General features: G+C 69.1%; 22 protein-coding genes. 2 read left to right on the plus strand and 20 right to left on the minus strand.

All coding sequences use genetic code 11. From position 1 onward, the window contains the following. Positions 1–296: 296 nt before the first annotated feature. From AB0C46_RS04885 to AB0C46_RS04915, 7 genes are all read right to left on the minus strand, one after another. The gene (locus tag AB0C46_RS04885) at positions 297–827 is read right to left on the minus strand and encodes an ATP-binding protein (RefSeq protein WP_362825694.1); all 531 of its coding nucleotides are present in this window, start codon (positions 825–827) and stop codon (positions 297–299) included. Positions 828–900: 73 nt separating this feature from the next. Continuing rightward, positions 901–1,638 (minus strand): methyltransferase domain-containing protein, encoded by a 738-nt coding sequence (locus AB0C46_RS04890; RefSeq protein WP_362825696.1) that lies wholly within the window; start codon positions 1,636–1,638, stop codon positions 901–903. Between the two features lie 64 nt (positions 1,639–1,702). Further along, on the minus strand, positions 1,703–3,097 hold the full coding sequence (locus AB0C46_RS04895) for a hypothetical protein (protein WP_362825698.1): 1,395 nt from the start codon (positions 3,095–3,097) through the stop codon (positions 1,703–1,705). 2 nt (positions 3,098–3,099) lie between these two features. Further along, positions 3,100–3,864 (minus strand): hypothetical protein, encoded by a 765-nt coding sequence (locus AB0C46_RS04900; RefSeq protein ID WP_362825699.1) that lies wholly within the window; start codon positions 3,862–3,864, stop codon positions 3,100–3,102. 40 nt (positions 3,865–3,904) lie between these two features. After that, a complete protein-coding gene (locus tag AB0C46_RS04905; protein WP_362825700.1) occupies positions 3,905–4,489 on the minus strand; it encodes a hypothetical protein in 585 nt (194 codons plus the stop codon). A 158-nt stretch (positions 4,490–4,647) separates the two neighbouring features. After that, the gene (locus tag AB0C46_RS04910) at positions 4,648–4,947 is read right to left on the minus strand and encodes a hypothetical protein (RefSeq protein ID WP_362825701.1); all 300 of its coding nucleotides are present in this window, start codon (positions 4,945–4,947) and stop codon (positions 4,648–4,650) included. Between the two features lie 80 nt (positions 4,948–5,027). Continuing rightward, positions 5,028–5,537 carry a nucleoside-diphosphate kinase gene (locus AB0C46_RS04915; RefSeq protein ID WP_362825703.1) on the minus strand — a complete coding sequence of 170 codons (510 nt, stop codon included), beginning with the start codon at positions 5,535–5,537 and terminating at the stop codon, positions 5,028–5,030. A gap of 404 nt (positions 5,538–5,941) precedes the next feature. Between AB0C46_RS04915 and AB0C46_RS04920 the strand changes: the two genes are divergently transcribed. Both AB0C46_RS04920 and AB0C46_RS04925 read left to right on the plus strand, forming a co-directional pair. Continuing rightward, positions 5,942–6,601, plus strand: a complete 660-nt coding sequence (locus AB0C46_RS04920; RefSeq protein WP_362825704.1) for an NUDIX hydrolase — start codon at positions 5,942–5,944, stop codon at positions 6,599–6,601. Then, positions 6,598–7,011, plus strand: coding sequence for an NUDIX hydrolase (locus tag AB0C46_RS04925; RefSeq protein WP_362825705.1), 414 nt, complete (start codon positions 6,598–6,600; stop codon positions 7,009–7,011). Before AB0C46_RS04920 ends, AB0C46_RS04925 begins: the two co-directional genes overlap by 4 nt. Positions 7,012–7,344: 333 nt before the next feature. Here AB0C46_RS04925 and AB0C46_RS04930 read toward each other — a convergent pair whose 3' ends face one another. The 13 genes from AB0C46_RS04930 to AB0C46_RS04990 all read right to left on the minus strand — a co-directional run bounded on the left by AB0C46_RS04930 (position 7,345) and on the right by AB0C46_RS04990 (position 24,132). Next, positions 7,345–8,103 carry an ABC transporter permease gene (locus AB0C46_RS04930; RefSeq protein WP_362825706.1) on the minus strand — a complete coding sequence of 253 codons (759 nt, stop codon included), beginning with the start codon at positions 8,101–8,103 and terminating at the stop codon, positions 7,345–7,347. Then, positions 8,100–9,068, minus strand: coding sequence for an ATP-binding cassette domain-containing protein (locus AB0C46_RS04935; protein WP_362825708.1), 969 nt, complete (start codon positions 9,066–9,068; stop codon positions 8,100–8,102). The genes AB0C46_RS04930 and AB0C46_RS04935 overlap by 4 nt, the downstream gene beginning before the upstream one ends. A gap of 39 nt (positions 9,069–9,107) precedes the next feature. After that, on the minus strand, positions 9,108–10,091 hold the full coding sequence (locus AB0C46_RS04940; protein ID WP_362825710.1) for a clavaminate synthase family protein: 984 nt from the start codon (positions 10,089–10,091) through the stop codon (positions 9,108–9,110). Next, positions 10,091–10,327 (minus strand): MbtH family protein, encoded by a 237-nt coding sequence (locus AB0C46_RS04945; RefSeq protein ID WP_362825711.1) that lies wholly within the window; start codon positions 10,325–10,327, stop codon positions 10,091–10,093. The genes AB0C46_RS04940 and AB0C46_RS04945 overlap by 1 nt, the downstream gene beginning before the upstream one ends. Continuing rightward, complete coding sequence (gene sbnA, locus AB0C46_RS04950; protein WP_362825713.1) at positions 10,324–11,319, minus strand: 2,3-diaminopropionate biosynthesis protein SbnA; 996 nt, start codon at positions 11,317–11,319, stop codon at positions 10,324–10,326. Before sbnA ends, AB0C46_RS04945 begins: the two co-directional genes overlap by 4 nt. 14 nt (positions 11,320–11,333) lie before the next feature. After that, complete coding sequence (sbnB, locus tag AB0C46_RS04955) at positions 11,334–12,371, minus strand: 2,3-diaminopropionate biosynthesis protein SbnB (RefSeq protein WP_362825715.1); 1,038 nt, start codon at positions 12,369–12,371, stop codon at positions 11,334–11,336. A gap of 68 nt (positions 12,372–12,439) precedes the next feature. After that, the gene (locus tag AB0C46_RS04960; RefSeq protein ID WP_362825717.1) at positions 12,440–13,435 is read right to left on the minus strand and encodes a TauD/TfdA family dioxygenase; all 996 of its coding nucleotides are present in this window, start codon (positions 13,433–13,435) and stop codon (positions 12,440–12,442) included. After that, positions 13,419–15,923, minus strand: a complete 2,505-nt coding sequence (locus AB0C46_RS04965; RefSeq protein ID WP_362825718.1) for an amino acid adenylation domain-containing protein — start codon at positions 15,921–15,923, stop codon at positions 13,419–13,421. The genes AB0C46_RS04960 and AB0C46_RS04965 overlap by 17 nt, the downstream gene beginning before the upstream one ends. Before the next feature lie 199 nt (positions 15,924–16,122). Beyond that, the gene (locus AB0C46_RS04970; RefSeq protein WP_362825719.1) at positions 16,123–17,505 is read right to left on the minus strand and encodes a cation:proton antiporter; all 1,383 of its coding nucleotides are present in this window, start codon (positions 17,503–17,505) and stop codon (positions 16,123–16,125) included. After that, complete coding sequence (locus AB0C46_RS04975) at positions 17,499–18,077, minus strand: flavin reductase family protein (RefSeq protein ID WP_362825720.1); 579 nt, start codon at positions 18,075–18,077, stop codon at positions 17,499–17,501. The genes AB0C46_RS04970 and AB0C46_RS04975 overlap by 7 nt, the downstream gene beginning before the upstream one ends. A 148-nt stretch (positions 18,078–18,225) precedes the next feature. After that, positions 18,226–19,770: a tryptophan halogenase family protein gene (locus AB0C46_RS04980; protein WP_362825721.1), complete on the minus strand. Its 1,545-nt coding sequence runs from the start codon at positions 19,768–19,770 to the stop codon at positions 18,226–18,228. 113 nt (positions 19,771–19,883) lie between these two features. After that, on the minus strand, positions 19,884–21,065 hold the full coding sequence (locus tag AB0C46_RS04985; RefSeq protein WP_362825722.1) for a cytochrome P450: 1,182 nt from the start codon (positions 21,063–21,065) through the stop codon (positions 19,884–19,886). A 97-nt stretch (positions 21,066–21,162) separates the two neighbouring features. After that, on the minus strand, positions 21,163–24,132 hold the full coding sequence (locus AB0C46_RS04990; RefSeq protein WP_362825723.1) for a BTAD domain-containing putative transcriptional regulator: 2,970 nt from the start codon (positions 24,130–24,132) through the stop codon (positions 21,163–21,165). Positions 24,133–24,975 lie beyond the last annotated feature (843 nt).

Here is a 24,975-nt window from a genome sequence, read left to right on the forward strand (position 1 = left end):
CGCGTGTGGTAGAGCTCTGCCGGCATCCGGATTCAGGAAAACGGCCCGGCTGAGGCCGCACCGCGATGCGTAGTCCCAGTGGGGCGATGTCAGACCAGGCGTTGCCGTCACAGCGAACGGCGGGCACCGGCCCGCCCCGAGGCCCTCGCCTGCTTCCGCCGTCAGGGCACCCGAACCATCTCTTCTCCACCGCACCGCAGCCGGTGCCGTCCCTGGCCCGCACGGTGCGGCCTCTGCTGCGCTGCCGCTCCTCGCCATGGGCATCGGAGCGCCCCGAGGGTAGTCAAGCGGTGCGGCTACAGATCGCGAAGCGCTGTGAGTACCTGCCCCATCATGAGCGGGGTGATCTCCGGACTGCCGACACCAGGTTCGCTGAGTGCCGCCGTCGGGTGGGTGGGCACTTCGGCCCAGACGATCTTTCCCGGGTGCACCTGGGTCGGGTAGTAGCCCCAGCGGTTGGCCATGGCCTCGGTGAGGAGCAGTCCGCGGCCTCCGGTTGCGTTGCTGTCGCTGGCACGGGGCGTTGGTGGCCGAGGATCGTGGTCGCTGATTGAGATAAGGACGCCACAGTTAGTGGGCCAGAGCCTGAGAACGATCGTGCCGGTGGAAACGGATTCGACGCTCGTGGTGGCGGACTGTGCCGCCGGGCGGGCGTGCTGGATCGCGTTGGTGGCCAGCTCTGAGATGAGGAGTCGGGCGACCTCGATGCCCTGGGCGGGGAAGTGCCAGCGCTGGAGGATGTCGACGGTGTGGCGGCGTGCCCAGGCGACGGCGTTGGGAGTGGCACTGAGGGTAAGTTCGCTGATGGACGGGGGGACCTGGCTCATGCGGGTGGCTCCCTCGGCGGCGTGGCCGGGCGGGTGCCTGGCGTCGTGGCGGGATGACGGGCTGATTGAGGGACTACTTCGTGGCGACGACGTAGACGCTGCCCCAGCGGCGCTTCGGGTTGGCCATGGCGGGGTCGAAGGTCCACGGCTCGACGGTGGTAAAACCGACCTCGGTAAACAGCTGGACGAGCTTCTCGTGGTCGTACGCCCACAGGTGCGGGGTGTACGTGGGGTCGTCGTCCTGGTCGCGGAAGACGAGGTTCACGAGGTCGAGCCGCGTGTTGATGTCGCAGCGGCAGTCACGCTTGGCGTACCAGCGCTCGATCGTCTCATCGGTGACGTTCAGGTGGCCGGGGTACTGGTTCAGAGCGAAGGCGGCGTCGGGAACGCCGGTGATGATCCGGCCACCGGGCACGAGGACGCGGTGGGCCTCGCGGACGTAGTGCTTTGCCGAGTGCGGGTAGTCGATGTGCTCCAGGAAGTGCTCGGAGAAGATCTCGTCGGTGCTGTCGTCCTGGAGGGGGATGCCCTCGCGGATGTCCCAGAGGAGGTCGGCCGGCGGGACGAGGTCGATGTTGAAGAAGCCGTCGACGCGGTGGGCCCCGCCGCCGATCTGGACCTTGGCGGGCTTGTCGTCGATCCGGCCGTTGGGCCAGGCGCGTCGGCTGGCGTGGTGGTAGCGGTGGAGTTCGATCTCCTTGGCGGCGGCCCGGAGCGTGCGGGCGAGGCCGTGGGTGGTGGCGGGGTCGGCGAGGACAGCGTTGATCTGCTCGCCAAGGAGGTCGACGGAGGGCATGCCGGAGGGGCTCATCACGGGTCTCCTGCGTGTGAGGTTGCTCAGGGTGGGGTGCGGCCGCGGATGGCGGCGACGATGATCAGGCGACGCTGGGCGCGGGGGCGGTCCACTGGTTGTTGCGCATCAGGGTGTACTTGATGTCCACCAGCCGCGGGGCCATGGTCAGCGAGAGCTCTTCGGCCGGATGGAGGTGGCCGGCATCGTCCTGCTTTGCGCGCCAGACGCGGTAGTCGAGGTTGGGGTAGGCAGGGTTGATGCCGATCTCCCCCTTGGGCATCGTGCCGTTGAACGGGGCGACGATGTCCATATGGTTCCAGTAGTTCCAGGCTTGCAGCGCCTTGTACTGGTCGAAGTAGAAGTAGAAGTCGGGGTAACGGCCGAAGGTGCGCAGCTCCCGGTGGATGAGGTGGCCCAGGAGCGGTCCGAGCTGGGTAGCCAGGGAGTCGAACTCCCAGCGCGTGTGGTGCCAGGCTTCGGGGGCATCGCCGGGTGCGAAGAGGCGGGCGGCGACGAGGTAGCTAATCCGCTCGACCAGGTAAGCGTTCGCATGGCTGGTGTCGATGGTCGGGTCGACTCGGTGGATAAGCGCGGCCAGCTGCATCGGGCAGGAACGGAACCTTGCGAGGTCGAACTTGCCGGCCATGGCGGGGAAGGAGGCGAACAGCATCTCCTTGTACAGCCAATTGTTCAGCTCGCCCAGTTCGGCCAGGCGCCGGGTGTGGTGGGAAGTCGAGTGGAGCATCAGGTACTCGGCGACCGCTTCGAAGTACAGGTAGCCGAGGATCGGGAGGCGGGGGATCGTCTCGTCGAGCAGCTTGAGGAACGGCTCGGCGCCGACTTGGATGCCCTGGTAGGCGACGGCGGCAGCGGTGGCGAGGAACGCGGCCGAGTTCTTGACCCGGCTGACGACGGTCTCGCGTAGCTGGTGCCGTTCGTTCTTGCTCAGCAGGTATTCGAGGTGGCTGTAGATCTGCAGGTGGATAAGGCCCAGCCGCAGGTAGTCCACGCCAGCTAGACCGCGGTACGCCTGCGGCGGGGTGTCGATTTCGAAGATCAGCGGGGTGGGGACGCGATCGGTGACGCCGAGCTTGGCCAGGAAGGTCGGCGCTTCCTTGGTCAGGACGTAGGCGCCGAGATTGTGCATGCGGAAGCCCTGGTCGGTCGCGGTGAGCGGCGCACAGTAGATGCTTCCTACGAGGCAGCCACCCGATGGGTAGAGCACGCCCTGCCGGCTGATCTCCTCCAGGGCGTGGGTGACGTGCAGCAGGTGCAGCTTGCCGCTGCCGCTCAGCGCCTCGAAGAGGGCATTCTGTCGAAGCAAGTGGCCGTTCGGGGTCTCCTCGGCGAGCCGTCTGTCCCAGCCCGCGGCCTGGGTGGCAAGGGGGTCGGTCTGGGCGGCGGGGCTGGGGATGAGGGTGGAGTCGAAGAAGGCGTGGGCGTCGGCCCACAGGTGGTAGGCGTCGAGGAAGTCCATGATCAGACCAGGCCCTTCTCGGCGAGCGCGTAGCGTACGGCTGCGGTGCCGTCGGCCCCGGCGAGGTAGGCCCGCTCCGAGATCAGCACCAGGTCGAAGGCGAGGCTGCGCATTTGGTCGAAGGCGGGCTCGTGAACGTACCGGGCGTCCGGCCACCACTTCAGCTTTGGCAGGCGGTAGCGGTCCAGGGCATCGGCGGCCTTGACCACGTCGGTGATGCGCTCGGCCCGGGCATGGTCGGTCTTGTCGTTTGAGGTGAACGCCTCGTACGGGATGTCGTGCAGACGGATGGCGGTGGCAGCCTGCACGATGCTCCGTGGTGTGGCGGTGAGGTTGAAGTGGCCCCATACGGTGTCGGCGTTGGCGGCGAGCCAGATGGCCGCGCGGGCGCCATGTCCGTGGTCATCCTTGTCGTGGCGCCGCTGGCAGTCGTGTACGGCGGCGGCGAGGGTCGCTGTGGCGGCGTCGGCGTCATCGAGGTCGTTCGCCTCGGCGAGGACGGCGGCGAGCGCCGCCGTCCTCACGGCGTGCCGGACACCGTGGAGCGACGTGTACAGGCGCGGGTCGGCCCACCACCGGGTGGGCAGTCCGCCATGCGCGAGCAGTTCCTTCGACTGCAAGCGCAAGACCGGCACCGGCGTCTGCGGAAGTTCGGGCCTGTGCTGGCTGATCCACGCGATCGTGGCGTGGTCCATGTGCTGGTGGAGCGGGAGCTGCTGTCGGGCAGCCAGGTCGATCAGACTTGCGGCTAACGGGGTCGTGCTCACTCGTGCCCACCCCCTTGGTGGTCTCCGCGGTGATTGCTCCCTACCGGATCGGCGCGGCCTGCTGCTCGCGCTCCTTGCGTTCCTTCTCAGCGGCCTCGAAGGCGGCCGTGAAGTCGGCCAGCTCTTGCTCCGTCATCAAGGTCACGCCGAACGCCGTGGCGATGTCCGTGATCTTGGCCTCTGCCTCGGCGCGGGCGGCGTCCGATGCGCCGTCCTCCAACAAGACCTCGAACTCGGCGTGGTAGCCCCACGCCTCACTCCACTTGACCGCGATCTCGACACCGTCGAAGCGGAAGTTGTGACGGAAGTTGAACGCCTCGTGCATCGCCGCCTCGAACCCGAGGGCATTGACCACCTTCACCGCGGCGGGGACGTCAGCGGGTGCGATGGCGAACTCGGTCTCCGCGAAGGCCGCCCCCTGCCCGATCTTGCTCCCCTTGAGTGTGATCTTGGCGGTGCCGGCAGCGGTGTTGTCGGTGACCTTCAGGAGCTGGTCGGGGAGCACGTAGAAGTAGATGTGCTTGTCGTCGGGGCCCAGATCCTCCCCGTCCGCCTTCAGGCGGGTGACGAGCTGGTCGTGGGCCTCCTTGGTAAAACGGGCGCGCATCTCGATCTCGACGGCCACGGGGCTGTTGCCTCCTCGTTTCAGGCATGGCGAAGTTAGCCGGACCCTGCCGCGAGGGGCCTGTCCGGTGGGGTGATCGCTATGGGGTTGGTGGTCAAGCAGGGGTGATGCGGCCGATACGGGGGGCCTGCCGCATCACCCCAGTGGATCTGTGGGTGTCAGCCGAGCGTGCCGAAGCGCTTCTCGACAACTCTCGAGTGCAGGTAGGTCGGCAGCTGAACGCCTCCCACCGACGTGCGGCCGGTGGCGACCTGCTCCTCCGTCTCGCTAGGGAAGCCCTCCAGCAAACGCAGGCACTGCTGGGCCCACTCCTGTGACGCGGGCCAGTCGCCCAGGTCTCGGTGGCGCACTGCCAGGGCGTACGCGGTCTCGGTGGCTGCCCACCGGTCGATCGCCAGCTCACGCTGGAAGATCGATTCCAGCTCGTCGGTGGAGGCCAGGCGGGTCTGGTTGGTCATGGTGCCCTCTCGGATCAAACGGTCGTGCCCCAGTCGTGATCAACGCCCCGGCGTCCCCGCAGTGACGCCGTGACCCGCTGCTAGTACGTGTAGATCTCGGCCAGCGTCTTGTAGTCCTGCAGTTCGTCCTTGTCGAACCACAGCTCCACCTCCTGCTTGGCCTCCTCTGCGTTGCCAGAGGCGTGCACGAGGTTGGCGACCGCCTTGCCCGAGGCGATGCTGGCCGCGGCGCTGTAGTGCGAGAGATCGCCTCGCACCGTGCCGGCCGGAGCCTGGTTCGGGTAGGTGCTGCCGACGATCTTGCGGACGGTAGCGATGGCATCGAAGCCCTCCAGCACCAGGGCGATGACCGGCCCCTGCTGCATGAACGTCGACGTGACGTTGTAGACCTCCGAACCCAGCCGCTCCTCAAGGTCGAAGTAGTGCCGACGGGTGAACTCCTCGTCCATCCACTTCATCTTCGTGCCGACGATCTTCAGCGCGGCGTCCTCGAACCGCGTGATGATTCTTCCTGCCAGGCCACGCGCCAGCGCATCGGGCTTGAGCAGGACGAGCGTGCGCTCGACATTGTGTGCCTGAACCTCGGGCATTGGCTCCCTTTCGCCTTGCTAGCAAACGAACATGACGGCCTATCAGCCGTAGCTGCTGAGGTTACCGGCGTCGGCAGGGCGGTTCGGGCGGGCGGGCAATGCCACGGACGGGTGAACGCTGGTTGGTGTGGTCGATCAACCGATCAAGAGGACTGATTCGGCCAATTTCTCTGTCTCCGTTATCCGCTCGGGATAGGCACCTAGAATCTCCCTGTGGTCGTCCGGCGCATTCGCGCCTCTCCTATGTCTCCCAGGGACTGAGCGTTCGGCGGGTGCTTGCTTGGCCCCTGGTGACTCCGATTCTCCCGAGGCTCTTCTCGCGCGACCATGAAGTGCCAGTGCAGTGGGAGTGCACTTTCGGCGCGCGGATTCCTGCACCGGGGCAGCGACGAGGGGCAGTTCTTATGGACGTGATCGAGCGCTGGAGCGGCCGGTACGCCTGCCTGCTGCAGTCCGCCCTACGGCTCGGCAACGAACAGTTCGCCGCCCGCCTGGGCATCGCCGTGAGGACGGTGGCCGCCTGGCACTCCGACGCCTCCGTTGTGCCCCGCAGAGAGATGCAACAGCTTCTCGACACAGCTCATGAGCAGGCTCCTCCGGCTGCGCGACAGCGCTTCGCCCTCCTACTGGCGAAGGAACGGGTCCCAGCGGACTCGCCGCCCCCCGGCGCACAGGCGCTGCGGGTGGCCATCGCGGTGGTCGTCCGCGAAGGCGACGTCCTCCTGGTGTGCCGACGAGATGACGACGCTGCTGGGATTACGTGGCAGTTCCCGGCCGGTGTCATCAAGCCGGGAGGGAAGGCGGAGAGCACCACTGTGCGGGAGACCTTGGATGAGACGGGTGTCCACTGCGCGGTCCGGCAGCACCTCGGGGACAGGCTCCATCCCGTCACCGGCGTGTTGTGCGAGTACTTCCTGTGCGAGTACCTGGCTGGCGAGGCCACCAACAGCGACGCGGCCGAGAACATCGACGTCATGTGGGTACCCAGAAAGACGGTGCCCCGCTTCATCCCCGTCGATACGATCTTCCTACCCACCCTGGCCGTCCTGGAGGAGCAGACGTGACGCACCAGAACACGGACGAGCGTCCGGGCATCGCCGCAGCCATTGTGGTGAACGAGGGGCGTGTACTGATGGTGCGCCGCCGTGTCAGCGAGGGACAACTCTCCTGGCAGTTTCCGGCCGGAGAGGTCGAGCCCGGCGAGGCCCGCGAGGACGCCGCTGTGCGGGAGACCCGGGAGGAGACCGGGCTGATCGTGGCGGCGGTGAAGCTGCTCGGCGAGCGGGTACACCCGAAGACGGGCCGGCTGATGTCGTACACCGCGTGCGCCGTGTTGGGCGGTACCGCCCACGTCGCGGACACCGAGGAACTCGCCGAGCTGGCCTGGGTCGCCCACGAAGAGATCCCCGAGTACGTGCCGTACGGGCTGTTCGAGTCGGTGCAGGAGTACCTGGACGTGGCCCTTCCATCCTGACCGGCTCTGGGCCCGTGGCCATGTTCCCCTGCTGTCCTGAGGCAGGGCGGGGAGGGCCATGGGGTTCTACGGACCGGGCGCCGTCGCGCGAGTACATTCAGCCGCCGCGCTTAGTGCGAAGACGTTCGTTCTCCTTCTCCAGTTCCTTAACCCTTCGTTCGAGTTCGGCTCGGGTTGGTGGCTTCGGGGGCGGCGGTGCAGGTGTGGGCTCAGGTGAATCTGCGAGCAGTCCGATGGGTCCGGGAGACGATCATCCGGCTGCCGGCCGTGATGCTCCAGAAGAGCGGACCGGCCGTCGCCGGCCGCTGACCGACGACGCCCGTCCGCTCCCGGTCACGTCCGGGCCCGGTACTTCCACACCGACAGCGGCAGAAACACCGCGATCAGCCCGGCGATCCACAGCAGGGCGCCCTGGGCGGAGGCCGCGACGGGGCCGCCGATCATCAGGTTGCGGGACGCGTCGACGACCAGGGTCATCGGGTTGTGCTCGACGAAGATCCGCAGCCAGCTGGGCATGGTGTCGGGCGCGACGAACACCGAACTGCCGAACTGGAGCGGGAGCATGGCGATGGTGCTCACGCTCTGCACCGTGTCGATGCTCCGGGCGGCCAGGCCGATGAAGGCGTTCACCCAGCACAGCGCGATCCCGTACAGCAGAAGGAGACCGAAGGCGGCGAGGGTGGGCAGCAGGCCGTTGTCCGCGCGGAAGCCGATGAGCAGGGCGAACGCGAACACCGCGAGCTGGCTGATCAGCAGCCGTACCGAGTCTGCCGAGACCCGGCCGATGAGGACGGCGGAGCGGGCGACGGGCATTGACCGGTAGCGGTCCATCACCCCGGAGGAGAAGTCGGTGTTGAGCGCGATGCCCGCGGTGCGGGAGACGATGGTGTGGTTCAGGGCCATGATTCCCGGCATCAGATACTGCCGGTAGTCCGCGCTGTTCCCGGCGATCGCGCCGCCGAAGGAGTAGATGAAGATGACGGAGAGGACGACCGGCATCAGGGCGGTGTCCAGGACCTGACCCGGACTGGCGAGGGACTTGCGCAGATTGCGGCGCGACAGCGCCAGCGAGTGACGTACCAGTGAACTCATGCCGCGCTCCTAGCGGCGACGGGTTCCCTGGCCGCGGGTCCGGTGAGCTTGAGGAAGACCTCGTCAAGGCTCGGAATGTGGGTGTCCAGTGAGGCGAGCGGGATATCCGTCTCGCCGAGGGCTCTGACCACCGCGGTGAGTTGGCTTCCGCCGCCGGTCAGCGGTAGTTGGAGGCGTCCCTCGCCCGCCAGGACGGTGGCTTCGGTGTGGCCCGCGGCCACCAGGACCTGGTGGATCCGCGCCAGGTCGCCGGGCTCCTCGGGCTGGATGCGGAGCATCTGGCCGCCCAGGCGGGCGCGCAGCTCGGCGGTGGAGCCCGACGCGATGACCCGGCCGCTGTCGATCACCACCAGGGAGTCGGCCAGCGCCTCCGCCTCCTCCATGTACTGGGTGGTGAGGAGCACGGTGGTGCCCTGCTCGGCGAGCCGGTTCACCTCCGCCCAGAGGCTGTTGCGGCTGTGCGGATCGAGGCCCGTGGTGGGTTCGTCGAGGACCAGGACGCGGGGGTCGCCGGTGAGGCTGGCCGCCAGGTCGAGCCGCCGGCGCATCCCGCCCGAGTAGCCGCCGACGGGCCGTTTGCCGGCCTCGGTCAGACTGAAGCGTTCCAGCATCTCGTCGGCGCGGGCGCGGGCCTTGCGCCCGCGCAGGTTGAACAGCCGGGCGATGAGATAGAGGTTCTCCCAGCCCGAGATGTCCTCGTCCACCGAGGCGTACTGGCCGGTGAGTCCGATCAGCGGGCGCACCCGGGTGGCCTCGCGCACGACATCGTGCCCGTGCACCAGGATGCGCCCGCTGTCCGGTCGGACGAGCGTGGCGACCATGCGCACCAGCGTGGTCTTGCCGGCGCCGTTGGGACCCAGCAGACCGAGCACGCGGCCGGCCGGAACCTCCAGGCTGACCCCCCGGATCGCGGCCGTACTGCCGAAGTTCTTCGCCAGATTCTCGATCCGGATGGCAGGGGTCATGAACTCCAGGTCCTTTCGGGAGTTGCGGTACGGAGGCTGTCAGTCAAGGACGTAACCGTCTCCGGACCGGGATCCGCGGGAGCGGCGCAGATCGGTGAGGACGAACGTGCGCTGCAGCCAGCGGTCGCGGCCGTCGTAGCGCGGCCGGAAGGCGCTGCGCCCGTGGGTGGTGACCCGGTTGTCCACGATCGCCAGATCGCCCGGGGCGAGCACCGTGCTCTGCCCGGTCCGCTCGAAGGCGTCCCCGAGCTCGTCGAGCGCCCGGCGTGCCCGGTCGGTGACCGGCCGGGTGGCCGCGAAGTCGACCCGCAGATCCGGGTCCTCGGGCGCCCCGAAGATCACCGGGTGCGGTTCGGTGCCGCCGTCGGACGCCCCGAAGGACGGCGGTGGCGCGGTGACGAACTCCGGTGCGGCCAGCGCCGCGCGGGTCTCCTCGCTCAGCAGCGGCATCGCCCCGCGGATACCGGCGGTGCGCAGTGCGGCGACCTTCTCGTGGTCGGCGCGCAGGCACAGCAGCATGACGAAGTCGGGGCGGTGCGGATGGAAGGCGTTCTCGTTGTGGAAGGTCAGCAGGACCGAGCCCGCGTTCCCCTGGAACGCCTCCTTCCCCGGTACCGGCACCACGTCCTGGACCAGGGCGCCGGTCTTCTCCGGCCGGAAGGCGGCCGGGTCGCCGAGACCACAGGCCACCATCGTCAGCATCGCGGCGGAGACCGAGCCCGCACGCTGCACGGAACCGGCGCCGGACGGGGTGTCGGGCAGCGCGGCCTCGTCCACCGGCAGCCCGCGCAGCAGCAGTACCCCGCTGCGCCCGGAGTCGCGGCGGAACTCGTGCAGCGGCCGGCGCAGCCCGAGCGGCAGCTCCGACCAGCCCGAACGCGCGGCACCGACCCAGCCGGCGCTGTCGACCAGGGCACCGCCGGACGCCATCACCCGGCGGGCGGTCCGCTCCGCGTCCACGGATTCGTCCGGGGTCAGCGACGCGACCCGCGCCGCCGCCCCGGTGTCGAGTGTCACGGTCATCAGGAGGCCGCCTTCCGGGTGTCGGCGGCGTCCTCCATCGCACGGACGAGACTCAGCGGACGCATATCGGTCCACTGTGCGGCGATGTACTCCAGGGCCTCGGCGCGGCCGGTCTCGGGCAGGGCGGCCTTCCAGCCGTCCGGGACCTCGGCGAACGCCGGCCAGAGGGAGTACTGGCCCTCGTCGTTGACCAGGGCCAGGTAGCGGCCCTCGGTGTCCTCGAACGGGTTGGTCATCGTATTGCCTCTCTCGTCTCATGGCTGGGGTGCGCGGGCCCGAGCGTGTCCTCGCCGTAGACGCCCTGCACCCAGTTGGTGTGGTAAACGGTGTCGAGATAGCGCTCGCCCATATCGGGCGAGATGGCGACCGAGGAGAGCCCCGCCGGCCGGCCGTGCTCCGTCAGCCACCGGTCGGCGCCGCTGACGACCGTCCCGGTGGAGCCGCCGAACAGGAAGCCGCGCCCGGCCAGCCGGTGGCACATGCGCACGGTGTCGGGTTCCGGTACGAGCAGCACATCGTCGAGGTAGTCCTCGTCCAGCAGCGCCGGACGGACCCCGGACCCCAGGCCCGGGATCATCCGGGGGGACGGCGGGTGGCCGAAGGCGACGGAGCCGACACTGTCGACGGCCACGATGCGGACCTCCGGCCGGTGCTCCTTGTACCAGCGGGCGCAGCCCATGAGGGTCCCGGTGGTCCCGGCCCCGACGAAGAGGACGTCCAGCTCGGGGTGGCTCCGGTGGATGCTGGGGGCCGTGTACCGGTAATGCGCCCGCCAGTTGGCGGAGTTGACGTACTGGTTGAGCCAGACGTACCGCGCGTCCTCCTCGCACAGCTGGCGCACGTAGGCGATCCGCGCACCGAGGAAGCCCCCGTCGGCGGCGGGCTCCGCGATGGTGTGGACGGTGGCGCCGAGCGCCTCCATCAGACGCTTGGAGGCCAGATTGCACCGGGAGTCGGTGACGCAGAGGAAGCGGTATCCCTTGCTGGCCGCGATGACGCTCAGCGCGACGCCCAGATTGCCGGACGAGGATTCCACCAGGATCGAACCGGGGGTCAGCGTCCCGGCCTCCTCCGCGGCCTCGACCATTTCCAGCGCGGCCTTCTGCTTCACCGATCCGGTGAAGTTGAAGCCCTCGCACTTGAGGTGGAGTGGGATACCGAGTACGGCGTCGAGATCGACGTACAGGTCTTCCTCGTTGAATTCCTGCGGAGCCGAAATAGTCGGCACGGGTGCCTCCCGCCCTAGCCGTAACGGCGCATCTCGTGAAAGAAATCGTCGACGACCTGCAACTCGCCCGATTCCTTCACGGATTCATAGACATGCCTGCCGAGTGCCAGATCCAGCACTCCCAGGCCGAACGGGGAGAAGATCACCGGCCGGTCGGCCGGCGGCTGCACCTTCCCCGTGAGGACGTCATGGAGCGTGCCGTCGAGGAAGTCCCGGTGGCCCACCCGCTGTTCCGCCAGGTGCACCGAGGTGTCCGCCTTCAGGCAGTGCTCCACGTCGTCCACGATGTTGGCCGCGCCGAGCACCACCTCGGGCGACAGATCGCGCAGCGAGACATGCAGTACCAGCGGGTTGTGCGCGAACCAGCCGGGCTCGGTGACATGCGGGGTGCCGGCGACGGTGGCGAAGACCACGAGGTCGCAGGAGCGGATCAGCTCCTCGGCGGACTCGTGCACGGTGACCCGGCCGGACTCGCCGGACTGGCGGAGGTAGTCGGCGAACCCGCCCGCGTGCTCCGCCGACAGGTCGTGCACCCCGATCCCGTCGAACTGCCAGCCGGTGCGCGCCAGATAGGTGTGGAGGTAGCGGGCGATCAGTCCGACGCCGAAGAACCCGATCCGGGCCGGCCGGGTGCCGCGCGCGGCGGAGATCCGGTCGGCGGCGAGCGCCGCGGAGGCCGCGGTGCGCGCGGCGCTGATGATGGAACTCTCCAGACACGCCAGCGGATAGCCGGTGTCGTGGTCGTTGAGGATGAGCACCGCCGAGGCGCGCGGGATGCCGGCCTCGACGTTCTCCGGGAAGCTGGAGATCCACTTCAGGCCGTCCGTGGGCAGCTCACCGCCGATCGAGGCGGGCAGCGCGATGATCCGGGAGGACGGGCGGTCGGGGAAGCGGAGGAAGTACGACGGCGGGTTCACCGTCTCGCCTCCGCCGTGCAGCCGGTAGGCCGTCTCGATCAGGTCGACGACGCCCTGGTGGTGCGCGTCGAGGACCCGGTGCACCTGGGCTCCGGAGATGACGGAGAACGAAGGCGCAGCGTGCTGCTGGGGCATGTGAAGCTCCGTGGAACCGTAGAAGAGAAGAGGGACCTGGGGCGTGTCTTCCGGGCCTGCCCGGCCTCCTAGGTGGCGGAGGGCAGGACGTGCCCGTCGAGGCGCACCGGGTCGCCGAAGAGCGCCACGATCTCGCGGTCGCCCTCGTAGGACTCGCGGCTGTGGGCCATCCGCAGGTTGTCGACGACGAGCAGATCGCCCGCCTGCCACGGCTCCCGGACGGTCGCCGCCGTGTACACCTCGTTGATGGTCTCGACGGTCTGCGCCGCGACGGGCTCACCGTCGCCGTGGAAGGTGGTGAACGGCAGGGAGTCCGGCCCGTACAGGGACACCAGGTACTCCCGTACCGCCGGGTCCATGGTCAGCTCGTTGAGGAAGGCGATCTGGTTGAACCAGAGCCGCTCGCCGGTGGCGGGGTGGCGCACCACCGCCGCGCGGTGCTGGACGGTGCGCAGCGAGCCGTCCGGCAGCCACTCGTGGTCCAGGGCGTGCGCACGGCAGTACGCGTCGACCTGCGCGGCGTCCTGGGTGCCGAACGATTCGGCCCAGCTCACCCCGATGTCACGGTAGTTGCGGGCCAGCCGCCAGCCGTCGCGGGCGAAGCGCTCCACGAGGCCGGCGGGCAGCTTCGCCAGCACCGTCCGGGCGTCGGCCACGGCGGTGGCGCCGCCGGTGCGGGGCGCCGTCAGACAGCCGAACAGGGCGATGCCGGGCACCTCGTCGCCGTAACTCCGCTCGTGGTGCATGCACATCGGCTCGTCGGCCGGCCACTCCGAGGCGCCGTACACGCCGTCGCCGAAGTCGGTCCGGCCGGTGAAGCCCTCCCGCTCGGTCATCGGTGTCACCCCGAGCGCCTGCGCGGCCCGGCCCAGATCGGCGGGCGCCGCCAGGCCCAGGCCCCGGACCAGCAGGGCGCCGTGCCGGTCGACCAGGGAGCGCACGGTCTCGCCGGGGAGGTCCGGGCCGGTCACCCCCAGGACCGGGGTCCGGCCTTCGCCGAGGATCAACTCGGCGCCGTCACCGAGGGTTTCGGGGACGGCCGTGCCGTCACACGTGGCTGTCAACTGGCTGCCTTCCTGGATTCGGAGCCTCGGCGGCCCGGCGGTCGAGCAACGCCGCACATTCCGCGAGAACCGGGTGCTGCTGGAGTTCGACGGGCGTCACCACACGGTCGAGCGCGATCGCCAGCCGCAGCATGGACAGCGAGGTCCCGCCGCTGTCGAAGAAATGGGCGGCACGGCCGATCCGGCCGGCCGGCACCTTCAGGACCTGGGACCACAGCTGTGCGAGCCGCCGCTCGGTGTCGGTGCGCAGCTCCACGCCGTCGCCCGCGGACTCCTCCTGCCCGGCGAGCCGGGTCAGCGCCTTGCGGTCGATCTTGCCGTTGGCGGTCAGCGGCAGCACGTCGAGCCGGCGGAACCGGCTGGGGATCATGTAGCCGGGCAGCGCCGCCCCGAGCGACGTAAGGAGCGCGTCGTCGGACAGCTCCTCGCCGCTGTGGAAGGCCACCAGCTGCCGGCTCTCGCCCTCGCCCGTGACGACGACGGCGCTGTCCCGCACCCCGTCCACCCGGAGCAGCTGGTTCTCCACCTCGCCGATCTCGATCCGGAAGCCCCGGATCTTGACCTGGGCGTCGCGGCGGCCGAGGAACTCCAGCCGGCCGTCCGGCAGCCACCGGCCGAAGTCGCCCGAGCGGTACATCCGTTCACCGGGCAGCAGCGGATCGGGCATGAACGCGGCCCGGGTGCGCTCCTCGTCATTGACATAGCCCCGTCCGACGCAGACGCCGGAGAACAGGATCTCGCCCGGGGAGCCGAGCGGCACCAGCCGCAGCTGCTCGTCGACCACATGGATCCGCACATTGGCGACGGGCTTGCCCAGCGGCACCGAGGCCTGTTCGGGCACCCGGCGCATCACCTCGTGGTTGGTGTCGTCGGACGTTTCGGTCAGGCCGTACGCATTGACCAGCGCGACGCCGGGGAACGTGGCGAACCAGCGCTCCACCAGCTCCTTCTTGAGCGCTTCGCCGGTCGCCGACACATGGCGCAGCCGGGGCAGCGTGCGGGGGCTGCGCTCCAGCTCCGTCAGCACCACTTCGAGATAGGAGGGCACGGCCTGGAGGACCTCGACACCGCCGGTGGCGAGCGTCTCGATGAAGCGCGCGGTGTCCAGGATGTCCGGCTGCCCGATGATGAGGGTGCGTCCGCCGACGGCCAGTGCGGCCACCAGCTGCCACAGGGAGATGTCGAAGCACTGCGGCGCGGTCTGCGCGACCACCCGGCCCTCGGTGATCTCCAGGTCGTCGATCTTGGCGAGCAGATGGTTGAGGAAGCCCGCGTGCTCGCACACCGCGCCCTTGGGCGCACCGGTCGAACCGGAGGTGAAGTAGATGTACGCGCTCTGGCCGGCGGCCACCGGGATACCGGGGTCGGTGACCGGGTGGTCCTCGGCGAGCAGGGTGTCCAGATGGTCGGCGCGCACGCCGGGCAGCCCGGCCAGGGCCTCCGTCAGGCCCGGGGAGGCGTCCCGTTCGGTCAGCACCTGGCGGCAGTCCGCGCGCACCAGCATGCCGCTGATCCGGTCGGCCGGGAAGTGCGGCTCCACCGGCAGATAGACCCCGCCGGCCTTGAACACGGCCAGCACGGCGACCAGCCACTGAAGAGTGCGTTCGGTGACCACCGCGATGACGTCCTCGTCGTGCAGCCCGCCGCGGCGCAGCGCATGGGCGACGCGGTTGGCGCGCTCATTGAGCTCCCGGTAGCTCCAGGACTCCGTGCCGTGGACGGCGGCGATGTCGTCCGGGCGCCACCGCACCTGGTCCTCGAAGAGTTCGTGCACCCGGCGGTCGGGCAGCTCCCGGTGTGGGCCCGCGAACTCCGCCAGCTGCTGCGCCGCCTCGCGCGGTGACACCGGGCTCCACTCCTGGTGGTGCGCCTCGGGCCGCTCGGCCAGCTCGGACAGCGCGGCGAGCAGATAGCCCGCGAACCGGTCGGCCTGCTCGCCGTCCAGTGCGTCGGGGCGGTGGCTCAGCACCAGTTCCAGGCGGTCCCCGGTCCGGGCGAGGCCGGCGGCGAGCACGGTGCCGGCTGTCAGGTCCTCGGTGACGGCGGCCCGCCCGGCCACCAGAACGGTGTCGAACAGCGGCTCCGTCCGTCCGGTCTCGGCGCGCAGCTCGTCCAGGGCCCGCAGTGAGTGCCGCCGGGTCCCGGCCGCCAGCTCTGCGACAGCGGTGACGAGTTCCGCCCACGAGCCCTCGGAAAGCGCGGCCCACAGGGGCAACGGGCTTTTCTCCTGGCCTTCTTCGGGCAGATATCCGGTCACCACCGAAGAGTCGCCCGTTACCGCCGCCAGCACGCGGACATATGCGGTCAGCAGCAGGGTGTCCGGAGAAAGGCCCTGCCGTTCCGCGAGGAGATGCAGTGCATCGGCGGTGCCGGCGGGTATCGCGGTGCGACGAACGGCAGATGGGGCCGCCGGAATCCTCGACCACCGGGGCAAAGGGGTGTACCCGCCGCCGAGAACTCTTTGCCAGAATACGCGGTCCGCAGCCATCACACCGCAACCTCCTTTGTGGCCCTGCCGGTTGTCATTACTCGGTGCTGTCCCTGAGCGAACAAGACGCTAGGTCGGCGGCTTATTGGCCAGATATCGCGCCGCCGACCGCAGGCGATACTCCGTATTGCACGGGCCGGAGATATTCGGCGGACCGGGATAACGTCTGCCTCAGGCCTCCGCCGGGAGGACGTCTGCCTCAGGCGTCCGCCGGGAGCGGAGCGCCCTGTGGGGTGGCGGCGCGGGATCCGTCGCTCTCCCCGGGCGGGGGCTCCGGCGGTTTCGTCCCCAGCAGCTTGAGCAGCGGCGCGGTCATCGCGGTGGTGCCGATCGCCATGAGGACCAGCACCGTCAGGCCCGTCGTGCTGATCAGATGGCGCTGCCAGCCGATCCCGGCGACCACCAGCTCGGTGACCCCGCGGCAGTTCATCAGCGCACCGAACCGCAACGACTCCTTCGGCGAGTACCCCATCGCCCGGGCGGCGCCACCCGCACCGACGATCTTGGTCAGGGTCGCCACGACGACGACCCCGGCGAGAACCAGCCAGTGCCAGGGGTCCCGCCCCAGGGCCCCGACCGAGACATTGAGCCCCACACCGGCGAAGAACAGCGGCAGCAGCACCGTCAGGGTGAAGCCCTGCAGCTGCTGGTTCATCCGGTGGGTGACCGTGGAGTCGCGCGGGACGGCCGTACCGAACAGGAAGGCCCCGATGACGGCATGCAGCCCCAGCAGATGCGTCAGCACGGCATAGCTGATGGCGCCGACCAGCAGCAGGGGCAGCAGCGTCCCCTTGCCGGGCCGTTCCTCCGCCCGCCGCACCACGGTGGCCAGCAGCGGACGCACCACGAGGACGGTGAACCCGACCAGGGCCACCACCAGCGCGATGGTGCTGCCCATGCCGGTGGCGTCGCCGGTCCCGGTCGCCGCGAGGATGACGGTCAGCGCGAGCCAGGCGATGCCGTCGCCCACCGCCGCACTGGCCAGCGCGAACTGGCCGACGGGGGAGCGGTCCAGACGCATGTCGGTGAGGATCCTGGCGAGGACCGGCAGCGCGGTCACCGAGATGGCCAGGCCGAAGAAGCAGAGGTAGCCCAGGGCGTGCGAGGTCGAGCCGCGCAGCATGTCGGGGGCCGCCGCCGCGAGCCCGAGCCCGGCCAGGAAGGGCAGGCCCATCGCGCCGAGCACGCTCACCCCGAGCGTCCCGAAGGCCTTCTTGGGGTTCTCCATGCGCAACTCGCAGCCGAGCAGGAACATGAAGACGATCAGCCCGAGCTGAGCCACCGTGTTGAGGGCGGAGACGACATCGGCGGACAGCAGCCAGGCCTGCCCGGACGGCCACACCCAGCCCAGCAGCGAGGGGCCGAGCAGCAGGCCACCGAGGATCTCACCGATTACCAGGGGCTGGCCGAGCCGGCCCAGCAGCGCGCCCAGCAGATGGCTGAGCAGAATGATCACCATGACGGCGAGCAGGAACCTGGCCGTCGTGTCGACCTCGGTCGACGAGCCCCCGGAGCCCAGCCGGCCCCACCACAGCCCGAGGGCACCGAGCAGCAGGACGACGCCTGCGACGATCTTCAGCATGACGTCAGGGGGGTGCCGAGGGCGAGCGGCGAGGCGGGTGCCTCGCCGCCGGGCCAGGAGGCGAAGCGCCGCACCCCGTACAGCAGCGGGGTCCCGGCGTGCTGGGTGACACCGGTGACCGCGCCCACCACGAGGGTGTGGTCGCTCACCTCGACCAGCTTCGTCACCCGGCACTCGGCGACCGCGAAGGCATCGTCGGCCAGCCACGGCAGCCCGGCTTCCGGCGAGCGCCGCCAGCCCACCTGGGAGAACCGGTCGGCGACCGGGTGCGCGAACACCTCACCGGCCCGCTGCCCCCGGTCGTGCAGGAGGTTCACCGCGAAGGCGCCGTACTCGCGCAGCGCGCCCAGGGTTTCGCCCCGGGTGGTCAGCCAGACGGAGAGGGTCGGCGGCGCGGTGGTCACGCTCGACAGCGAACTGCACGTCAGCCCGCGGGGCCGGTCGTCCGTCCCGTACGTGGTGATCACGGCGACGCCGGTGGGAAAGGCGCCCATCAGCGAACGGAAGTCGTCGGCCGGCACCGGGCGGGTGGCCGTGTCCGGCGCGGACGAGGGTGGGGGAAGGCTAGCCATGGTGAGGTCGTCCTCCGGTTGGGGCGCTGGGTCGTCCCGGGGGCCCGGTCCCCGGACTCCCGACCGAGCAGGCGGGTGAAGCGCCGACGCCCGTACCCGCCGGGGGGACAGGGGTAGGGGCGTCGGCAGCAGAAGTGAGCCCGGGGGCTCAGCTGTTGAGCGAGGCGATGTACTCGTAGCAGCTGGGCAGGGCGGCGACGAGCTCGTCCGCGTCCGCCTTGAGCCGCGCGAGCTCGGCGCGCGCGTTCGCCGGGTCGATGTGCGCGAGGGAGGGGCGCGGCCGCTCCGGCTCGTGGCCCAGGCCCAGCATCATCGTGATCCAGGAGTACTGCTCGAAGCCGTGGTACGGCTGGTAGATGGTGCGCTCGTCGAGCAGGTGCGAGCTGCCGATCGCGAGGCGCTCGGCGAGCCCGTCGGGAAGGGCGCGGGTCTTGGCCTCCTTCCAGTACGGGGTGTCCTCGCGCAGCGCCGCCTTGTAGTGCAGGACCAGGAACTCCTTGACGCCGTCCAGGACCTCGGCGACCCGGTTGTTGTAGTCGTCGGCCAGCGCCGGGTCCCAGCGCTCGTCCGGGAAGTTCTTCACCAGCTGCTCGATGCCGTGCTGGATGAAGAAGATGCCGGTGGACTCCAGCGGCTCGACGAAGGCGCTGGACAGGCCGATGGCCACACAGTTGTTGACCCACGAGCGGCGGTTGCGCCCGATACGCATCCGGATGTGGTTGGCCTCCAGGTCGTCCTGGCCGGGGGCGACGTGCTCCCGCAGGGTGCGCTCCGCCTCCTCCGGGGTGCAGAACTCATCGGAGTACACATAGCCGTTGCCGTTCCGCCCGAACAGCGGGATGTTCCAGATCCAGCCGGCGTCCATCGCGGTCGCGGTGGTGTACGGGTTCATCCCGGTGGTGGCCTGGTCGGCCTGCGGCACCCGCAGCGCGACGGCGCGGTTGTTGGGCAGCACATCCTGGAAGGACTCGAACGGCTCGTCCAGGGTCTCGTTGATCAGCATGCCCTTGAAGCCGGTGCAGTCGATGAACAGGTCACCGGCGAGCTCACCGTGCTCACGGGTGGCGACATGGCTGATCCAGCCGCGCTCGTCGCGGGCCACCTCGGTCACATCGTCGACGACATGGCGGACGCCGCGGTCGGTGCCGTACTTGGTCAGGAACTTCGCCAGCAGCGCCGCGTCGAAGTGGTACGCGTACGGGAACTGTGCCCGCTGCTCCTCCAGCGTCGAGCGGCCCAGCGAGCCGTCGAGACCGCCCGCGAACAGGGAGCCGTCGAGCAGCCGCGGTGAGCGCTTGGCCTCACACAGCGCCGGCGTGATGAAGCAGGAGCGGTCGAACGGCTGGCTGCGGTCGCCCTCCTGCAGCCACCAGTCGGCGAGGGTGTAGCCGTCGGACGTCCGCAGCCGCTCGAAGGGGTGGTAGAAGTGGTGCCCCGGCTTCTGCCAGTTCTCGAACCGGATTCCCAGCTTGTAGGAGCCGGAGCACTCCGGCATCCATTCGCGCTCGTCCAGGCCGAGATAGTCGAAGAAATGCCGGACCGTGCTGAAGGTCGCCTCACCGACGCCGATGGTCGCGACCCGGTCGGATTCCACCAGAGTGACGTTGATGCGGTCACCGTACGCCGCCTTGAGGTACGAGGCGCTCATCCATCCCGCAGTGCCGCCGCCGACAATGACCACTGAATTAATCACGCTGTGACTCCTGTTGTTCGTGAACGGGCCTCAGAAGGGCGGGTGGGCTGATTCACGCACAGAAGTTAGACAGGTGTCTTTTTTCTTCGTTATCGGGAAACGGGCGATCTATATTAGTGGCGTCGGGCCGTCATCGGCAGATTCTTCGCGCCGTACATTCCACGGGCGTGATACGAGACGTCGCGGCCCTGGCCGACGCGCAGTTCACGGAAGGTGTCCAGCAGGGCATTGAGTGCCACTTCCGCCTCAAGCCGGGCCAGCGGTGCGCCCACACAGAAGTGTCCGCCGCGCCCGAAGGCGACATGCCGGTTGGGCGTGCGCCGGATGTCGAAGCGGTGCGCGTCCGGGAAATGGGCCTCATCGTGATTCGCCGAAATCACCCACGGTGTCACCATTCGGTCGGCCGGGATGAGATGGCCACCCACCTCGACATCGGTCACGGTGACTCGGCTGACCGTGGTGAAAGGCGAACGGAACCGCAGCACTTCCTCAATGGCGGACGGGATCAGGGAGCGGTCGGCGCGGAGTTCCGCAGCGGCGTCCGGGTGGCTGTCGAGGCACTGCATGGCGTTGCCGATGAGCAGCGTCGTCGTGAGATGACCGGTCAGGAAGAGGATTCCGGTGAATTTCACGACTTCGTCGTCGGTGAGCCGTTCACCGTCGATCTCGGCCGTGGCCAGCCGGCTGATCAGGTCGTCCTTCGGGTCCGTCCGGCGCTTTCGGCAATGGCCCAGCAGATACTCGTCCATCTCACGGGTCGCGGCCTGGAACGTGGCGACGAAATCCTCCGGCGGGATCGGCTGGTCGCCGAGCGCGATGAACCGGTCCGCCCACACCCGGAACAGATCACGGTCCGAGGCGGGCACCCCCAGCAGCTCGCTGATGACGATCACCGGCAGCGGATACGTCAGCACGTCGACCAGGTCGAACTGCTCCGCGCCGACCTCGGCCAGCAGCTCGTTCGTCACGGCCTCGATGCGGGGTTCGAGCCCGGCCACCGTCTTCGGAGTGAAGGCCTGATTGACCAGCCGGCGCAGCTTGCCGTGGTCCGGCGGGTCCATCGAGTTGATGTTGCCCTCGGTCAACGGCTTCAGATGGGGCATGACACGACTGGAGTCGTTGGAGAACGTCTTCGGGTCGGAGATGACCTGCTGCACATCCTCGTAGCGGAAGACGTGGTACGGCCCGTCCCCCTCCTGCCACACGGGATGGCCGGCCCGCATCCTGCCGAGCCAGTCGAACAACTCGTTGCTGCCGTCGGCATCCGGGACGGCGATGGCGTCGTGCACAGTCATCTGAACCTCTGTCGGTGGGCTCGAAGGGCAGCGGACGCTACCGCGCACCGTTTTCCGTGCGTTATCGGTACGACGCGTCCGCTGCCGTTCCCCCCGGTCAGCGCCCCGGCAGCGACCGGCCCCCGCAGGTCTCGGCCGACAGCCGGCTGATGTCCGCGCTCGCCTGCAACTCCCCCCACACCGAGCCGATCTCGTGGAAGGTGTTGCGCGCGATCAGCAGATGCTGGCTCGCCCGGGTCAGCTGGTTCAGCTGCTGGCTGCAGCTGCCGAGCGCCAGATGGACCTTGGCGAGGAGAAAGAGGTCGTCGACCCGCTCCGCTATCTCCAGGGCGTCCGCCAGGATGCTCTCGGCCTCGACGTACTGGCCCGATGCCACGAGGGTTTCCCCGATGCCCATCAGCGCATACGCCTCACCACGGGTGTCGCCCTTGCTGCGCACGATCCGCAGCACTCCGTCGTACGACTGCTTGGCGGCCTCGAAACGCCCCTGCTTCACATAGGCGGCGGCCAGCCGGTTGAGCGCCTGGGCCGCACCGCGGGTCTCACCCAGCGCGGTGGCGATCCGCACGGCCTCCAGCGAGAGCCGGACCGCGGCGTCCGGGTTCCCCCACTCCAGTTCGATCTGTGACATCTGGTTCAGCGTGTGCGCCTCGGCGGACGCGTCGCCCACGACCCGGAAGGTGTTGCGTGCCTCGTCGAGCCGGCTCATGGCGGACCGGAGACCGCCCTGCACCCGGTCGGTGATCGCCATATTGCGCAGGGTCAACGCGCGCCCGTGTACCTCCCGCACACTGTCGAAGAGCTGGAAGGCCCTGGTGAAGAGCGGCATGGCGGAGTCGAAGCGCTGCTGGAACATCTCCACGGAGGCGAGTTCGTAACACATCGCCGCCTCCCCGCGGACGTTCCCCGCGTTCCGGTTCGCCTCCAGCGCCTTCTCGCTGACGGCACGCCAGTCGTCGTAGTAATTACGCGTCTCGAAGAGCACCACGCTGGACATCGCCAGGTCCCAGGCGAGCTCCTCCATCCGGAGCGTGCAGGCCTGGAGGATCGAGGCGACCAGGGACGGGCGCTCGGCCTCGAACCAGTCGAGCGGCGATCTGAGGAGCGAGCCGACGAGCGGGGCGTCGAGGTGCCGGCGCGGCGTCGACCCGTGGATGATCGCGAAATCGCCGCCGTACTCCCGGATATGGCTCTGCTCCGCCAGCGTGAGATAGGTGCGGAACACCCGGTGGAGCGCGGCGCGGCGCCTGTCCTCGGACTCGTCGGACTCGGCCCGCTCCCGGGCGTACAGCCGCAGCAGATCGTGGAAGCGGTAGCGCATGGTGCCGGTGGCGTCGCTGCCGACCGGGGTGAGCAGATGGGCGTCGACCAGCCGCTCGATCATGTCCTCGGCCTCGGCCGGCGAGACATCGAGGAGCGCGCCGCCCACCCACGCCGGGAAGTCCGGTACGTCGAGCAGCCCGAGCAGCCGGTACATCCGCGCCGCCTGTTCGGTCAGGCCGCGGTAGCTGAGGGCGAAGCTCGCGCGCACCTCCAGGCCGCCGGTGCTGAGTTCGTCCAGCCGGCGGTGCTCGTCGCGGAGCCGGTCCACCAGATGCTGTACGGACCAGTGCTGCTTGGCGACCAGACGGGCCGCCGCGATCCGCAGGGCGAGCGGAAGTCCGTCGCACAGCCGGCAGAGTTCGTTGACCGCCGCCTTCTCCGAGGCGGCCCGGCCCTCGCCGGCGATTTTGGTGATCAGGGTCTGGGACTCGTGCGCGGTCATCAGACCCAGATCGACCCGGACCGTGCCCGAATCGGCGGCCAGTTGCTCCCTGCTGGCCGCGAGCACACAGCTGCGGCCGCTGCCCGGAAGGAGCGGAGTGATCTGGCTCATCGCGCGGACGTTGTCGAGCACGATGAGCGATTTCCGGTCGGCGAGCACACTGCGGTAGAGCGAGACGCGCTCGGCGGGATCGGAGGGTATCTGGTCCCCGGGCACTCCGAGCGCCCGGAGAAAACGCCCCAGCAGGGCCCCGGCCACGAACTCCGGCTGCCTGCCCTCGTACTGGGACAGATCGGCATACAGCTGACCGTCCGGGAATTCCTCGGCGACGTGATGGGCCCAGTGCACGATCAGGCCGGTCTTGCCGACTCCGGCCACTCCGGTGATGAGCCCCATACGCGGGGCCTTTTCCCCGAGCAGCCGGTCGAGCTTTCCGAGTTCCGCCGCGCGGCCCTGGAACAGATCCACGTCCGGCGGAAGCTGGGCGGGCACCACCAGCGGCTTGACTTGCACCGGAAGCGTGAGATCCGGGTCGTCCTGAAGAATCGACGCGTGCAATTCCTTTATTGCCACGCTCGGTTCGAGGCCCAGTTCATCGACGAAGTTGCGCCGCCACATCCGGAATCCCTCGGTGGCCTCGGCCCGGAGACCGGCGCGGTACTGGGCGAGCATCAGGTTGTACCGGAGCTGTTCGTGCAGCGGGGAACTGTTCGCGATCGAGGTCAGCTCGGAGATGATTTCCTGGTGGTGCCCCAGCGCGAGTTCCACCTCGGACCAGGCCTCGTACGCCGCGTAGCGCCGCTCGTCGAGCCGGGTCGCCTCGTCCTCGACCGGCCGCCCGGTCACCCCCGCGAGTGCCGGCCCCTTCCACAGGTCGAGCGCCTGCCGGTACAGGGCGCGGCCCTGTTCGTGGCGGCCCTGTTTGACGTGGGTGGCGGCCTCGGCGACGAGTGAGGTGAACTGCAGGGCGTCGAGTTCACTGCCGGTGGTCTCCAGGCGATATCCGGGATGCGTCGTCAGAATCACATCGCCCTCGACACCCGCCTGTTTGAAGGACTTTCGCAGTGCCCCGATACAAATCGCCACCTGCGTCCGGGCCGTGGCCGGAGGTTCATCGCCCCATACCGCGTCGACCAGGCTGTCGACCGATACCACCCGTCCCCACGCGAGGACGAGCATGGTGAGAATGGTGCGCTGCCGGGGACCGTGGACCCCTACGATCCGGCCACTGCCGGTGATGACCAATAGCGGTCGGAGTACGGAGTATTTGACTGCGCGAGGTAGCGAACGGTCTTCTGGCATGGCTGTGTTACCCCCCGTGTAGCACGGCCGCTAGGCCCGTGATCCAGCCACTATAGGGATCGTAACGCGATCACTGAGCGTGGCTCCTGCCGCGGCCCGGGGCAGAGGTCTACTCCACCACCTTTGCGGGCTTTCGCGCCGTGATTTTTGTTGCCGAACGGGGCATCGGAGCCGCGCGGCGGGTGGCCGGGAAACGCCGTTGCGGACTGCCCCCGATGGAGGGAGGGTGTCCTGCGGGCGCCGGGCGGGCAGCCGGCCGGACGATGCCGGACCGACGACACCGCGCTGACGGCACATCAAAGCCCGTGACTGAAAGGCGCCCCTGGAAGACCACGTCCCGCATCGTGGGCGTCGTTGTACCGGTGTTCACCCGCCGGACATCGCCGCGCAGCCATGGCCTGTCGGACTGACAGGCCCACGGCTCCCTCCCGCCGCCCGGAAAAGTAGGCCGATAACGATGTGAAGCCGTGCCCGGATAAATTCAAGCTTCATGGCACCGACGGTCGACCACTGTTGGTGCACGTATTAACTAGGGGGAATCATGACTGCGATACTTGGCGTCACAGCCCAACGTGTCATTCCGGCTCTCGCTCCGGCCCATATCGCCTGCGCCGCCTTAGAGTTCCCCGACGCCGTCCGCGTATCGCACCAGGCCGTTTCCGGGCGCCGCAGGGCCAACCAGGACTGGGTGTGACAGCAGGGCAGCAGAGAGCCCGAAACCCGCTCGCCCGGCCCGCCCGCGCCCTGCCGGGCCGCACTACCGCGCCGGGTAATCGACCCCCTACCTGAGAGCTACCGCAAAGTCCGTTCCTCAGTGTGATTCCTCCCGCCGGTCGTCTCATT

Source organism: Streptomyces sp. NPDC048637 (assembly GCF_040650675.1).
Classification (GTDB): domain Bacteria; phylum Actinomycetota; class Actinomycetes; order Streptomycetales; family Streptomycetaceae; genus Streptomyces.